11 protein-coding genes are annotated in these 14,149 nt (G+C 65.3%); 3 read left to right on the top strand and 8 right to left on the bottom strand.

Translation table 11 applies throughout. The features are described from left to right. Positions 1-194: 194 nt before the first annotated feature. Positions 195-731 carry a hypothetical protein gene (locus DFR69_RS21215; RefSeq protein WP_110039373.1) on the top strand — a complete coding sequence of 179 codons (537 nt, stop codon included), beginning with the start codon at positions 195-197 and terminating at the stop codon, positions 729-731. A 172-nt stretch (positions 732-903) separates the two neighbouring features. Here the strand turns inward: DFR69_RS21215 and DFR69_RS21210 are convergent, their stop codons facing one another. The 4 genes from DFR69_RS21210 to DFR69_RS21195 form a co-directional block, all read right to left on the bottom strand. After that, positions 904-1,767, bottom strand: a complete 864-nt coding sequence (locus DFR69_RS21210) for a phosphotransferase enzyme family protein (protein WP_110039372.1) — start codon at positions 1,765-1,767, stop codon at positions 904-906. A 19-nt stretch (positions 1,768-1,786) separates the two neighbouring features. Then, positions 1,787-3,166 (bottom strand): UDP-N-acetylmuramoyl-tripeptide--D-alanyl-D-alanine ligase, encoded by a 1,380-nt coding sequence (locus DFR69_RS21205; protein WP_110039371.1) that lies wholly within the window; start codon positions 3,164-3,166, stop codon positions 1,787-1,789. 188 nt (positions 3,167-3,354) lie between these two features. Continuing rightward, positions 3,355-3,669, bottom strand: coding sequence for a Scr1 family TA system antitoxin-like transcriptional regulator (locus DFR69_RS21200; RefSeq protein WP_110039370.1), 315 nt, complete (start codon positions 3,667-3,669; stop codon positions 3,355-3,357). A gap of 132 nt (positions 3,670-3,801) precedes the next feature. After that, complete coding sequence (locus DFR69_RS21195) at positions 3,802-4,293, bottom strand: DNA-directed RNA polymerase subunit beta (protein WP_110039369.1); 492 nt, start codon at positions 4,291-4,293, stop codon at positions 3,802-3,804. A 687-nt stretch (positions 4,294-4,980) separates the two neighbouring features. Between DFR69_RS21195 and DFR69_RS21190 the strand changes: the two genes are divergently transcribed. Next, entirely contained in the window at positions 4,981-6,255 is a 1,275-nt protein-coding gene (locus tag DFR69_RS21190) for an NsdA family TPR-like regulatory protein (RefSeq protein ID WP_146229387.1), read from the top strand. Here the strand turns inward: DFR69_RS21190 and DFR69_RS21185 are convergent. Together DFR69_RS21185 and mobF are read right to left on the bottom strand one after the other, a co-directional pair. After that, positions 6,252-6,899, bottom strand: coding sequence for an HAD family hydrolase (locus tag DFR69_RS21185; protein WP_110039599.1), 648 nt, complete (start codon positions 6,897-6,899; stop codon positions 6,252-6,254). The genes DFR69_RS21190 and DFR69_RS21185 overlap by 4 nt on opposite strands. A gap of 119 nt (positions 6,900-7,018) precedes the next feature. Next, positions 7,019-11,122, bottom strand: a complete 4,104-nt coding sequence (gene mobF, locus DFR69_RS21180) for a MobF family relaxase (protein ID WP_167456352.1) — start codon at positions 11,120-11,122, stop codon at positions 7,019-7,021. A 621-nt stretch (positions 11,123-11,743) separates the two neighbouring features. Here mobF and DFR69_RS21175 point away from each other — a divergent pair. Then, positions 11,744-12,817: a tyrosine-type recombinase/integrase gene (locus DFR69_RS21175; RefSeq protein ID WP_110039366.1), complete on the top strand. Its 1,074-nt coding sequence runs from the start codon at positions 11,744-11,746 to the stop codon at positions 12,815-12,817. Between the two features lie 100 nt (positions 12,818-12,917). Here DFR69_RS21175 and DFR69_RS21170 read toward each other — a convergent pair whose 3' ends face one another. Together DFR69_RS21170 and DFR69_RS21165 are read right to left on the bottom strand one after the other, a co-directional pair. Further along, on the bottom strand, positions 12,918-13,292 hold the full coding sequence (locus DFR69_RS21170; protein ID WP_146229386.1) for a hypothetical protein: 375 nt from the start codon (positions 13,290-13,292) through the stop codon (positions 12,918-12,920). Positions 13,293-13,338: 46 nt separating this feature from the next. After that, positions 13,339-13,935 (bottom strand): TetR/AcrR family transcriptional regulator, encoded by a 597-nt coding sequence (locus DFR69_RS21165; RefSeq protein WP_110039364.1) that lies wholly within the window; start codon positions 13,933-13,935, stop codon positions 13,339-13,341. Positions 13,936-14,149 lie beyond the last annotated feature (214 nt).

Raw genomic sequence — 14,149 nt, 5'->3', positions numbered from 1 at the left:
TCCTATGGGGGCGGTAAGGCTCGACGCCGCGGTTCTCAGGATCGCGCGGGTCGCGGCAAAGTAGCACGTTCCCAACTGTTCGTTTCTGGACCAACCGAGGACGAATGAGCTGCATGGAGGACCGGGGAACGTAGAGTTTCCCGTGAAGGTTTCGAGCTCTTCGGGACCGTCTTCCTAGTCTGCGGAGGACAGTGATGAGTAGCGCTGCGGAACTGCTGGATCAGCTTGTCCTGCTGGCACCCGCCAACGTCGAGGACTGGCTGCGGGAGCGTGCGCCGTCGTCGGCTGAATCGAACTGGCTCGGGCTGGCGGAAGTCGCCGGACAAGAAGCGATGCGCATCGAGGAAAAGACCGCTCTCGACTGGGCCCGTGTCTCGATCGCGGTTCGAGAACTGATCGCCAAGACGACCGACGACAAGTCCTATCGGCAGAATCAGGTCCGGAATGCCATGACCCTGCGTGTGGCCATGATCAACAGGTTCGGTCCCGCCATCGACGATCCAGTGCGCGACAGTGCCTCCATCTACCGATGGTTTCTCGATCGCCACTCCGGTCAACTCGATCGCGCAAATTCCGACTCTTCGCGCTGGCAGAGTTTGTCGATCGAGCGGATCCGTGAGCTCCGGCAAATCAAGAACGAACTCATCGTGCTTCGAGATCTTCAACACAGCAGTGAAGCTGAGGCAGCCGAAGTGCATGGTTGGATGGAGATCTGGCCACGTCTCCCGTGAGAATTCAGCTGGCATCCGCGGGGATGTCTGGTTCTGACGTGGGATGCTAGCTAGGTGGCGAAGTCTTCCCCCGCCACGCTCTGCAACCACCGAAAGACCCTCAACTCGGCATTATCGGATGTTGCTGGGTAGCAATCGCGCCTACAGATGAGATACGCATTTCGGCACTCGGTCAGGGCGCAACCCACCTCCACGGCCGCAAGCCCCGGTGCCCATGAAGGCAGGCCAGCCGGTAGTCGGCCTGGCGGCGGGCGTGGTCGGAGACCGCAGCGTGTCGTAGCGCGAACAGGCACAACTCGAATGATCGGACGTCGCGGATCACCGGGTACCCCTCCCAGTCGGTGACGTCGGTGCCGTAGGCATCGGCGAACTGCTTCCATCGCTCCGGTGGGTCGGAGAGAGTGTCGGACTGGAAGGCGACGGTGGCTTGGTCCCACTGTGGGGGGCCGATGCAACAGCGCTCTAGGTCCACGACGTGTCCTCCGGCGTCTGCTGCCATGGTGTTGGCTGGGGACGGGTCGCCGTGGATGACACACCACGGACTCGGCCACTCCAGCGCGTTCCACCGTGCGGCAAGGTCGCTGGCGTAGCGACGCAGCCACGCCTTGTCTGTATCGCTGGTGAGGCATTGGTGGATGCGGTTGGTGAAGTCGGGCAGGGTGAAGTTGGGCAGCCCGAGGTGGCTGGGCACACGCAGGGAGTGCAGGTGTGCGAGCATCGCCCCGGTTTCGGCGGCCTCGGCGGGTCCGCCTGATCCGAGGTCTTCCCAGAAGGTGACCGGGTGTTCGGCGACTACGACCGGGTCGGGCACCAGTGGTTCGGGTGCGCGGACGTGGTGGGAGCGTAGCCAGTCCGCGGCGCGTAGTTCCCGGACCGCGGTCGCCAGTTCTCCGCGTTGGTGTATGCGGATGATGGTTGCGGTGTCGGTGCGCAGCATGGCGTTGTCGCGCAATCGGATCGGTTCGATCCGGGCGGCGGGGACCTGAGCCTGGGTGCAGGCTGCTCGGGCCAGTGCCACGATGTCTTTGCTTCTCATGGTGTTTCGTTCCTGCCGGTCAATGACCGGCGGCGAGGGCTGCGGCGGTTTCGAACAGGCCAGCGGAGTTGGCACCCTTGATCAGGACGACGTCGCGACCGCGCAGACCTTCGGTGAGCAGTTCCAGCACTTCGTCTTTGGCTTCGACATGGGTGACTTGTGCGGAGCCTGCGTCGCGGGCGGCGGCGGCCATGAGTTCGGCGTGGTGGCCGCCGACGGTGATCAGTGTGCCGATGCCCAGATCTGCGACCTGACGACCGATCTTTTGGTGCAGGGCCGGTGCGGTGTCGCCGAGTTCGCGCATCTCTCCAAGCACCGCGACGGTGGGCCGCAGGGTGGCCGCGATCGTCGCCAGCGACAACAGGGCGGCTTCGACGCTTTCCGGCGAGGCATTGAACGCGTCGTTGATCACCGTCACTCCGTCAGGGCGTTCGGTGACCTCCATCCGGCTGCCCGATACCAGCGAAGCGTCGTTGAGTCCTTCGGCGACGGTGGCAAATCCGACTCCGGCGCTCAAGGCCAGTGCGGCTGCGGCGAGGGCATTGGTCAGGTGATGCACGCCCACCACGCCCAGAGCGATCGGGGCGGCATCGTCGCCATGGCGCAACGTGAACCGCGCGCGGGCGCTGGCGTCGAGTGTGATGTCCTCGGCCCGGACGTCGGCGTCGGGTCCGGTGCCGAAGCGCAGGACCTGGGCGCGAGTGTGGTCGGCCATCTCCGCCACCAGTGGGTCATCGGCGTTGAGGACGGCGATACCGGAGGTATCGAGGGCTTCGACGAGTTCGCGTTTGGCGACCGCGATCGCCTCGCGGCTGCCGAATTCGCCGATGTGGGCCGAGCCGATGCCCAGGACTGCGCCGATCTGCGGGCGGGCGATCGCGGCGAGGTGGCTGATGTGGCCGCGCCCGCGCGCGCCCATTTCCAACACGAGGAAGTCGGTGTCGGCTTGGACCCGCAGCACGGTGTGTGGGAACCCGATCTCGTTGTTGAACGAACGCTGGGTGGCCACGACACTGCCGTGACGGGACAGGATCTGGGTGAGCAGGTCTTTGGTGGAGGTTTTGCCCGCCGAACCGGTGATGGCCAGCACCCGGCCGGTGTAGCGGGTGGCCACGTCGTGGGCCAGATCGCTCATGGCGGTCACCACGTCGTCAACGATGACCGCCGGGGTACCGGTCGGGCGGGTCGCCAAGACCGCGACTGCGCCGTTGTCCATTGCGGCGGTGGCGAAGTCGTGGCCGTCGACGCGTTTGCCGGGCAGCGCGGCGAACAGTCCGCCAGCCTCGACCTGGCGGGAGTCGAACGCAGTCGGTGCAGTGACGGTCACTTGGTCGTCGTTGACAGAATCGAGCCGACCGCCGACCGCTCGAGCGACCTCGGCGAGGGTCATGGAGATCATGGGTTTCCAACCTTTCGAATTTCGATAACCACTGTGGTGTCAGGGTCTGGTGCTGGCCCCTGCGCCGGCGGCGAGATCGGCTGTGCGCCACGATCATGCTCGCCGCCGGACCCGCCTGATCGCCCGGACTACATCGACGTTGCGCAAGCGGGCGATGTCGGGGCCGGGTCAGGAGCAGTCGGGGTCGCTCACGTGGGGTCTCCTTTCTGCGGATCGAAATTGGTGTGCCCCGGAGATTGCCGGGGAACGACTCCGGGGCCGCCCGTCCGGCGCGGTCCGGTCAGGTGTCGTTCGGGGGCGTCGAGCACGGCTTGCCGGTGCAGGCGGGCGGTGACGGTGTCTTCGGTGTCGTCGGGAACCTCGAGCGCGGAGACGCACGCGCTGATGACCGCGCGGGCATAGGCCGAGGTTTGCAGTAGCCCGGGGATCAGGTCGTAGCTGTAGCCGCGCTGGTTCGTGGTGGCGTCTTCGAGGTCGATGAGGCTGCGTTGCAGGCTTGCCAAGCCCCCGGAGGTCGCGGGGGCGGCGTCCTCCGGGGGACCTCCCCGCCCTCGAGGCCGGTCGGTCTCAGCGCTGGGATCGCTGCGGCGTCAAAGCCATTCAGGTGGTCAGACCGCGCGCGTGGGTCGCGTGGGTCAGGGGTGGGGTAGGTCGGGGCGAGGCTCGGCCGATGCCAAGCACCTGCGCACGCTGCGTAGAACGCTTTTCGCCGAGGGCCGGAACGGGGTGGCGGTCGGGGCGACCCAGGTTCTGGCGATCCACTGGTCTGGCGCCGGTGAGGGCAAGACGATGTCGCCGTCACGGATGACGATCACTCGCGCGCGCCGGAACTGTGCGGCCACGGTGGGTCCGACCGGTTCGGCGTCGGTGCGCACGAGGAAGCTCCACATGCCCGCTTTCGGGTGGCCGATGATCGGGTACGGGCTGTTGATTGCACGGTCCAACTCGAGCTTGACCCGGGTCGCCAACTGGATCGGCATCATCACCGCACCTTCGGCCCCGGCGCGCATCGTGATCGCACCGGTAACCGGGTCGACGACGGTCGGCAGGCCACAGAGCTTCCGGTAGAACAGGCTGCGCGACTGCGGCGAATCAAGCAGGGCAGGTTCGGGTTCCGCGTGCGTCACGACTCACTCCTCGTGCGCACAGGGGCCAGGTGTCGCGCCAGTCGGTACATGCGGCCCATCATCGAATCCTGTTGCAGGGAAATAGATGTGACAGGAAGCCAAGGCGGTAGCGATGCTGAGGACACACCACGGGACAAGGACTCAAAGGACTCGTCATCGGTGAGGTCAGCGGTGCCGGGAGACGATTCATCCCGGCACCGCGACGGTTGTGAGGCCCACTCGCGGACAGCAGCGGCGACCTGGGATAACTCAGTCACCGGAGCGCCGATGTAGTTGGTTGGAGTGGGGCCGAACCCGGCGAGATGGCCTCCGGGATCGCGCTGGGGCAGCAGGTCTGAGTGGATCAGCCCGAGGCTCTCGAGGCTCTCCAGCAACTCGGCAAGCTCGCGACCGCCTTCGCCATGGGCAGAGGCGGGTTCGATAGAACGCGGGGGAGCCAGCGGCCCAGTCTGGACTGTGTTGGTCTGACCTGCTGACGGGTCGGGCTCGTTCATCGTTCCTCCGTGTCATCCATCTCGGATGTCCGTTTCTGTGACGAGGCGGGCTGCTAGGGAAGCTCAGCGGAACCGCGAGAACAACATTGACCGATTGCATCGGCCGAAAGAAGGACAAACAAGAGGACATATCGCGGCCGTGAGCAAACCTGCACCTCGTCAAATGTCCTGAGAGCGGACTATTCTCGCTCGCATGGCAAACAATGGGAATGCGGCTTTGCGCGCGGCCCGGCAAGCATTGGGGTACCGGTCCCAAGCGGCTCTGGCTGAGGCGTTGACCGACGCTGCGCGCGTGATCGGACTCCGCATCGAGGTAGCCGTACGCACCGTACGACGCTGGGAGTCAACAGACCCACCGTGGCCGCATCCAGAACACGCCGCCGCCCTGGAAGCTCTGTTCAAACGTCCCATAACAGAGCTTGGATTCACGCCACCGTGGCCGAATGGCGCGGATGGGCGGAGGTCGCGAGAGTCGTTGACTACCAATGGAAATCAGAAATCTGGACGCAATCGGCGTGTGATGGGCGGCGTAGAGCTGCCGGCGACCGTCGCGAAGAACTATGTGGCGATCACGGTCGCTCATCGCGGGATGTACTGGTCACTGCCAGCAAAGCAGCTGCAACGATCCGTCTCTGATCATGCTCGGCTGGGGGCCGATCTCATCCCACAGATCGACGTACGCGCTACGACCTCCCTGGCCAGAGCCGTGTCAGAATCGGCGCTGCTCGCAGGCCGCCTCGAGTTCTTCGACCTCCAACAGCCCGAGGAGGCGCAGGCCAGTTTTGTTCTCGCACTCCAGGCTGCCCACGAAGCGGCCGATGCCTTGCTGGGCTGTGCGGTGCTTGCGCACATGGCTTTTGTCCCTGCGTTCTCCGGTGTAGCCAAGCGAGCCGAGGAAGCGAGGGAGCGCGTTCGTGCGGCCCGAGCATTCGCACGGCGGGGCGACGGAAACCATGAGCTGACTGCCTGGCTCGATGCGGTTGAGGCCGAAGTCGAGACTCGGTTCGGCAACACTCGTCAGGCTCTGAGTCTGATCCGACACGCCGAACAGTCCTACGTCCAGCATGATCCGCAGGATCGGCCGTCGCCGGAGTGGCTGGATTGGTTCTCCCCGACGCGGCTCGCGGGCTTCAAAGCCAATACCCTGATATCGGCGGGTGATGGCCGCTTGGCGTTGGAGACGCTGCGGCAAGTGCTCGACGAACTTCCTGCCGAATCGGTGAAACAGCGGTCGGTTTACCTCGCCGATGCCGCCGCTGCGTGTGTGTTGGACAAGCTTCCTGAGCAAGCGTGCCGCTTCCTCGAGGATGCGTTGGACGGGATCGGTGAGTACTGGTACGCAACGACTCTCGACCGAATCAAGGTGGTCCGGCAGGACCTGCGAAAGTGGGACTCCCTGCCTGAGGTGAGGGCGTTGGATGAGCGGTTGTACGACTGGCATACAACCGTCAACTCCCTCTCCGGCTAGCGCTCGACCTTCACGATGTCGGGGAGCTCGGACAGGCTGTCGATTCGCCAGTCCGAAAGCTCCTTGACATCCTGCCGGTCCCGGTGAATCCATCCCCACGGCCCGCGCTGGATGTAGGCGGTCCGCATCCCCACCTTCACAGCAGGCGTGATGTCGTTGTCGATGCGGTCACCGACGTAGATGATCTGATCGGCCGGGCATCCGGCGACCTCGACAACCTTCTCGAAAAACGCGACATCAGGCTTGGCCACACCCCAGTCATCGGAGGTCGCGATGAAGTCGGTCGGCAGATCGAGCCCACGCAGAAGGCCGCCAGCGCGCACAGTCTGGTTCCCGACGATGCCCACCCAGACACCCATCTCACGCAGCTTCGACAGGGCAGGGCGCACATCCGGGTAGAGGTCGTCCTCACCGAACCACTCGGGCTTACCTGCATCCGCGCGCGCCTGGCGCTGCTGATCCAAATCGAAACCCGGCTTGAACACCTGGAACGTCTCCCGGTAGTCCAGCCCCTGGGCGATCACCGCGCCGAACACCGAGACAAAGGTGTGGCGCGGAACGCCCAACCAGTCCGCCCAGGTGCCGTACTCCCGGGTCTCGTCTACAAGGGTCTCGCCGACATCGAACACAACAGCCTGGATCACCACAACTCCTACTTCGACCGCCTATCGCGCGGCACCGACCTTGCCCGAGCCAGTGTAGGGCGCACAGACAGGACGGGTATGCCCCCAGCTCCGCTCGTTGTCACCGGGCCTAACGACGGCTACCAGTCCAGGTCGTAGCCTGCTCCGCGCTGATGGTCCTGATCGGTTCCGGGCTCGAAATCGGCTTCGAAATCGGAAACGGCTGCGCTCGCGCCATGGCCGAATGCGGCAGCGGCGTTGACCGCAGCATCGATGGAAGCGCCGGGTGCTTCGGTGGGGGTATCACTGGTCTCAAGGCTGGCGGGATCGATGTCCAGGCGGGTCCAGAGTGCAGCTGCGGGCATCTCATCGGGCAGCGGCCGGGTCCGGCTGGCCTCGGTGAGCTGGTGTTCGATATCGATGCCGTCCTGGGCCGCTGCGTCGATATGGGTGGCGATGACAGGCCAGGTCGGGTCGGCACTGATGCGGGGGTCGATGCGGTCGACGGTGGCTGCCCATCGGCGTTGGGGTAGTTGGGTGTTGCCGTCGACTTCGAGGATGCGGCGTTGCAACCGTTGTTGGTGAGCGCGTTCGATCGCACTGTGTCTGGTAGGTCCGGTCGGTCGGTGGTCGGCCTCGGGCACGTGTAACCCTGCGCGCCAGATGGCGAGGTCGGTGAGTAGTTCAGGATCTCGGCCGAGTAGCGGTCGTGCCCACTTAGGGGCGGTACCAGGGGTCCACTTGCGGGCGGTGTCGCTGACCTGTCGGGCGAGTTCTGCCACGATCCGTTCTCGCGCTTGCACCGGCGCGAGGGTGTCAGGTTCAACCGCTGAGGTCGTGCCAGCAGGGAGTCCGGGCGTCCAGGCCAGCGGGCCAGATCCGGTCGAGTGCTTGCCGGTGGGGTCCAGTCGCCAGTCGAGGACGGCGGCGGGGTCGGTCACGGTATCGAGTTCCCGCGCGGCGATGGCTGTGCGTAGTTCGGTGATCGGGTCGGCCCCGGCAAGGGCGAGCATCGCCAAATGCTGCCGAAGAACCGAGTAGGCAGGGCTGTCGGTCAGCCCCGGAACGAGGCGGTCGGCTATTCGGTCGATGGTGTCGAGTCGTCTTGTGCCGATGGCGTGTTCGGCGGTCATACCGAGTGTGTCGAGATAGATGTCAACGGCGTGGCCAATGCGGCGGGTGGGGTCGAGTGCGTCGCGGAGTTCGGTGTGGGCGGATTTTCGTGTGCCATCACGGTCGAGGATGTGGGTCAGGTGTTCGACGGCGGTGCGTGGGTAGTGGGCGGTCACGGTGTAGATATCGCCTTCGGCGCCATCGAGTGCGGTGGCGATGTAGGCGTGGTTGGTGTGGCGCCCGCGGGTCATCCCGACGTAGAACTGTTGGCGTGACTCACGCCCGGATAGGGCGACGTGGCAGGAATCCGCGGTGATGCCTTGCGCGGAATCGATGGTGGTGGCGTAGCCGAGGTGCAGATGTTCACGCACGTACTCACCCGGTAGACGCACGACGGCGGCGGTATCGCGACCGTGTACGCGCCGCACGACGGTCACCGACTCGTCTGTGTGAACCTGCCGGATGGTCCAGGTGTAACCGTTGCGTACCCAATCGTGCTCACCCAACCGGAGCTGACGATCGTTGCGGCGCGTGCGCACGGTGTCACCGGCTGATGCCACCAACCCGTCGCCAAGGAACACGTGCGAGTCGGCGGCGGTTCCCGTGGGCGGGTCGCTGTGGGCGATCCGGTGTGCGCGGGCGCGGACGTTCAGCGCGGTCGCGATGTCGTGGGTGGGTGCGAGCATGACCGCATCGGAGCCGTTTGCGGTGTCGGCGGCCCAGGCTTGGTAGGTGTCTTCGTAGACGCTGCCGAGGTGTCCGGCGTGGATTCGGCCGTTGTCGAGGTACCACGCCAGGGCGGTCGGGTCGCCCTCGCGTATCCCTTTGGAGGCCAGCGCTTCTCCTCGATGGGCGAACCGCACCGCGTCGGACAGGGCGGGTGTTTGTTGTGGTGAGGCGTCGGCCATGTCGGCGTCGACGCCACCGGCGTTGATCGCTGGGAGCTGCTGGTCGTCGCCGATGCATCGAACGGTCGCTCCCCGTCCGGTCAGATACCGAAGCAGTTGCAGGCGTTTGGCGGTCGGCAAGGTGACGTGTTCGTCGACGATGACCAACGTTGTGTGGTCGATGTCGAGTACCCACTGCGGCAGGACCGGCGGGTGTTCGGTGGTCGCGGTGTCGCTGTGGTGTCGGTCGATGACGTGGAGAAGTTTGTCCACGGTTTCGGCACGGGTGCCGATCGACTCACCCAACACTGACGCGGCGGCCGCCGTGGGTGCCATGCCCAGCACGGTCCCCCCGGCGGATTCCCATGCGGTGGTGAGGACTTCCATGGCGGTGGTCTTGCCGGTTCCGGCGGGAGCGTTGGCGGTCTGCACGCGCATTCCGGCGGTCGCGAACGATTCGATGACGCGGATTTGGCCGGGCTTCAGTGGTCCGTCGGGGTGTGTCGTGTTGTAGTCCGCGACCGCGATAGCGACGTGTCCTGGGTCGAGGATGCGTCCGCCGGGTTCGACCGAGAGCGCGATGAGCTCGGCTTCGTCGGCCAATGTGGATTCGGTGGTGTAGATCCGCGAATTCGCGCGGGTGTGCATCGGGGTGCCGTCGCTGCGGCGAAGCCAGGTCGGGACCGCGCGTAGGTCGGGTTGCTCGGTCACGTCGGGATCGCCGCGCGCGATGGCCGAGGTCGGCGAGAGTGCTTGTTCGACAACCTCATCGACGACGCGTGGCCAGTCGTCGGGGGCGACGTTGCCGCGGATTTGGCGTTCGACTTCGGCACGGAGGTTGAATTCGCGCCAGGTCGCGCGCCGCTGGGAAACCGCCGCCAATGCTTGGTCGGCGATGTGGGTGATAAACGCACGATCCGGTACCGGACGCGGCGTGTGTCGGGCGGCCAGGACAGCCGGGATGATGGCGTCTACCGCGTCGGGGCCGCCTAGCAGCGCTTCCGCTTCGGCCCGCCAGGCGGCGCGTTGCTCGGTGCGAGAACCCGGAACATGCTTCTTGGGACGGGTTTCCAGAGTCGCACGCTGGGCCAGATGGTGTACCTGGCCCGGTCCGGGTTCATGCCCGAACGTGGCCTGCCATTGGGCGGTGAGGGTGTCGAGTCGGTCGGTGATCGCGGCAGCGCGCCGGGACCAATGGTGGATCAATTCCAGAGGGACGCCGATGATTTCGCGGACTCGGACTTGGTCGGGGGTGCGGTCGGGGCGGGTTTCGAACCGGATTCCCAGCGCGATTTCCAGGTAGTGCTCGACGCGGGTGTCGAAGATTTCCGAGACCGTGACGACGCTTTCGTGCAGAGTTTTGCCGTCGACGGTGCGCCACTTGCCGTCGCTGGTCAGGACGCGGTTGGCCCAAAGGACATGGATGTGCAGGTCGGGATCACCGGCGCGGGAGTCGCGATGCTCGAACGTCGCGGCGATCATGCCCTGCACATCGACTTGTCGGACACCGTTACGGCCCAGCCGAGTGAACAACGCATTGTCCTCTGCCCAGGTCAACGCGTCGGTGGCCGCGCGGCGGATGGCGGTCTCGATCACCGTCCGAATTTCCGGTGTGCCGATCGCCCACAGCACCGAGATGCTTTTCACGGTGCTGAAGGTGAAGTCGTAACCGGCGACCGCGGTGCGGTCCGGGCGTGAGTTCTTGGCGATCCATCCCGACAGTTCGCGTGCGTCCAGCGGTGCGCGTTTGTATTCGGTGGTGAACATGGCGGTGGCGACGTCGGTGCGCATGCGGGCGCGGGTGTCGTCGGGAATGTGGGCGGTGACGCATGCGCCCACGCTGGTGTTGTGGTCGCGGTATGCCTGTGACTTGGCCTTTCGGTAGTCGGAAACCGTTGTGTAGACGGCATATCGGTTGCCCAGGCGGGTAGCCCTTTCGGCGCGGCGGGCTGCATCGGACGGCTCGATTCCGGCATCGAGGTGCTGGGCTTTGACGCGTTCGCGGACCTCATCAGCGTTCGGGTGTAGCCCCTCCCCGAACAGGTTCTTCATCTGATCTTCGGTGACCTCCGAACCCTCGGCGATGCCGAGTGCGGAGAGTCCGGTGCCGTACCAGGTTCCGGGGGCTTCGCCGTGTTCGTTGTAGTACTCCGACAGGGAGGCGCGCCCGCGCGCGGTGGTGTCGTTGGCGGCGGTGTTTCGCATGTAGTACTCGTAGCCGTTGCCTGCGGCGACTTTATGCATAGTGGCGACCATGTCTCCATGAGGCACCCCTGAATTCGACTGCCGCAAGGGCGAATTGATGCGACCCAAGTCACTCTGAGCAACGATCGACAACTATAGGCAACGTTGGGCAACTTTCGACATTGGGCGTAATCGAATTGTGTCCGGCCAGCTGGCCCAAGAACTCCGAGATGCAAGATGTCTGATCGCTTAAGGGGGCGGAGAGTGGAGGTTGGGGTTGGGGGTGGCGTGAGAGTAGCGGTGGAGTGTGGGCAGCGTGGGCTAGCGGTGCAGCGGAATGTTGTGCGGAAGTGTTGGGCGCGGAGTGATTCACGTTCCGCTTGATACCGGCGGATAAGGGTTGAAAGCCAGAGCTCACCCAGGCGTGACAACCAACGACCGGCGACGGCAATCATGCAATGCGCATACGTATTACCGGTCCCGCTTAGGTCGGCGGCCTTGGCCGGTTGATGGCGCGAGCGGTCGAGTTCAGGTCTACTGGAGTGCGGAAGAGCCGTTGATCGGGCAGAAAGGTTGTCCGATGTTCATTCATGCTCTTCTCGGTCTCGGCTCGGCCGTGTGGAATAGTGACTGCGGCGGATTCCGCGTGGTCGCGGTGGTCGCGGTGGTCCGGAGTCTGCGATGACTGAGTCTCCGCACAACATCGCGCGACGGCTTCTCGAGCAGCTCGGTGTTCAAGCCGAAGACCTTGTGTCCAAATCGAATCCCGGACCGGTCCCGACGTTCGACGAGTACATCGCGCGCATCATCCCGACGGTCCGGGCGGGAACATTGCGGACCTACCGGCCGTACTGGCAACGACTGCGCGAGGACTGGGGTTCGCGGCGCATCGACGACCCAACGACGTTGGAGATGCAGGCGTTGGTCGAGCAGACCCGCGCGCGGGCGGTGTACCGCCGCAATTCTCGTGACGGTCGGTCGGCTGCCGAGCACATGGTCGGTGCGTTGCGGTACCTGTATCGCTATGCCGCCAGCGACGGCTATGTCAGAGCGGCCAATGCTGCCATGGAGTTGGCGAAGCCTCGCCGGCTTCCGAGCCCCCGCGGTGCCATCGCAGCCGATCGGCTGGGTGCGATCATCGATGCGGTGACCACGACGGGCGACGACAAGGAACTCGACACGCTGTTGCTGCGTCTGCACCTCGAGACCGCGTGCCGCACGGGCAGCGCTCTGGCGCTGCGGCCCTCCGATCTGGACGTCGGTCAGCGGTTGGTGAAGCTGCGCGGTAAGGGTGGCACGGTTCATTGGCAACCGGTCTCGTCGACATTGCTGGCGATGCTCACCACCCACGGCGATCGGGGCGCCGCGCCGGGCGAGCAGCTGCTGCGCTACCGGCACGGCCGTCCGATCACCCGCCGCAGATATGACCACCTGTGGATGCGCGCGGGCCGAGAGCTGCCCTGGGTTGCCACACAGCAGATCAGTACCCATTGGCTTCGGCACACGGTGCTGACGTGGGTGGAGCGGAACTTCGGTTTCGCCGTTGCGCGTGCGTATGCCGCTCACGCGGTCCACTACACTCCGGGCGGTGCCACGCTGACCTACGTTCGGGCGAGCGTTCACGAGGTCGCGGGGGCGCTTTCTGCGCTCACGGGCGAAGTCCATCCGCTGGCGGAGGGCCAGTCGACACCTCCGCCTGTGTCTTCCCCGTTGCCTCTGCCGGAATGGCCACCCGGAAGCGTTGCCGGGCGCTGACAATATGAGTCTCTGTGCCGCTGTCGGGCGCCTGTCGCGGCAGCAGGGCTGCGTGGTACCGATATGGACGACGACAAGACGGGGACCGAGGCGGTGCTGATCAGCTGGCGGGTAGCGACGAAGGTTCGCGCGCCAATAGACCGAACCGCCTACGGCGCTGGGGCATCACGACCAGCGCCGCGCCGGCGGAGGCTGTCGCGAGTGCGTGTTCCATCGGTTCGGAGACGAGTTGCTCCCTCAGCGGAATGTCCGGGTTCGCGTATCGCCAGCGGCACAGCGGGTCGTCGGCATCAGTAGCGCGCGTTTGCAGACCGTCCGGGTCGACGGGCAGGACAGTCAGACCGAGACCGATCCCGTGGCGGCGAGCTCGGGCGAACGCAACGTCTAGGCCCGCGGCTGCCGCGGGTGAGCTGTCGTACGGGAAGACCACGCGGCCGGTCGATCGGCCGAGGTAGACCACGACCAGCGCGGTCACGGCCACGAAGCTGACCAGAACCCGGCACTGAAACATCGGATCCCGGTCAGGCCTGGCGTCGCAGTCCGTCCATGACAACGGCCACCAACCGCTCGACCGCCTGATCATCGGCCAGGGCATCAGCTGCCGTCAGCGCGTGCAGACAATAGGTCGCCAGCTCGTCGGCCGTGACGTCGGAACGGATCTCCCTCGCCCGGCCCGCGTCGGCGAGCAGGTCGGCGACCAGCGCATGCAACTGACGCTGCGCCGCCTCGACCTGCCCATCGGAGCGATGGAGCAAAATCGCCAGTTCACTGCCATGGGGCTGATGCCGGTGATGTTGCGCCCGGCGACGCTGATGGTGACCGTAAGCACCGAAGACCGCGTGAAGGCGTTGCATGGGACCGGTTGCGCCGTCGCGAATCTCGCCGAGATAGGCGACCTGCCGGGTGATCTGGCGGTAGTGCCAGGCAGCGAGGATGGCTTCGACATCGGGGAAGTACTTGTACAGCGTCGCCCGGCCGATTCCGGCTCGCTCGGCGACCTCCGACATCTTCACCGAGGTCGGGCCACGCTCGTTCACCAGCGCCCAGGTGGCGTCCAGGATCGCTTCGCGGACACCACGTCGATGCTCCTCGATGGTGTCGTTCCAGAGTTTCGACATACTCAATTATACGCAACGACATAGTCTGGACGATACGTATTGACAGAGACAGTTTGTATAGCAAAGACTGGTGGCGTCGAGAATCCTCGAACCAGGAGACGACCATGAACTACCAGACATCCGAGCCGCCCAAACGTCGCGGCGTCCCGCGCTGGGTGATCATCGGCGGCATCGGCCTCGCCGTGATCGCCATCTTGATGGTGGTGATGATGCT

Origin of the sequence: Nocardia neocaledoniensis (assembly GCF_003182135.1) — a bacterium.
Taxonomy (GTDB): Bacteria; Actinomycetota; Actinomycetes; order Mycobacteriales; family Mycobacteriaceae; genus Nocardia; species Nocardia neocaledoniensis.
Note: the sequence above shows the minus strand (reverse complement) of the source record. Positions and strands in the feature narration are given on the sequence as shown.

Bases quoted from the DNA above. Each gene is read 5' to 3' on its own strand.
- DFR69_RS21175 (WP_110039366.1), top strand. From the start codon at position 11,744: ATGACTGAGTCTCCGCACAACATCGCGCGACGGCTTCTCGAGCAGCTC.
- DFR69_RS21210 (WP_110039372.1), bottom strand. From the start codon at position 1,767: ATGAGAAGCAAAGACATCGTGGCACTGGCCCGAGCAGCCTGCACCCAG.
- DFR69_RS21215 (WP_110039373.1), top strand. From the start codon at position 195: ATGAGTAGCGCTGCGGAACTGCTGGATCAGCTTGTCCTGCTGGCACCC.
- DFR69_RS21190 (WP_146229387.1), top strand. From the start codon at position 4,981: ATGGCAAACAATGGGAATGCGGCTTTGCGCGCGGCCCGGCAAGCATTG.
- DFR69_RS21165 (WP_110039364.1), bottom strand. From the start codon at position 13,935: ATGTCGAAACTCTGGAACGACACCATCGAGGAGCATCGACGTGGTGTC.
- DFR69_RS21205 (WP_110039371.1), bottom strand. From the start codon at position 3,166: ATGATCTCCATGACCCTCGCCGAGGTCGCTCGAGCGGTCGGCGGTCGG.
- mobF (WP_167456352.1), bottom strand. From the start codon at position 11,122: ATGCATAAAGTCGCCGCAGGCAACGGCTACGAGTACTACATGCGAAAC.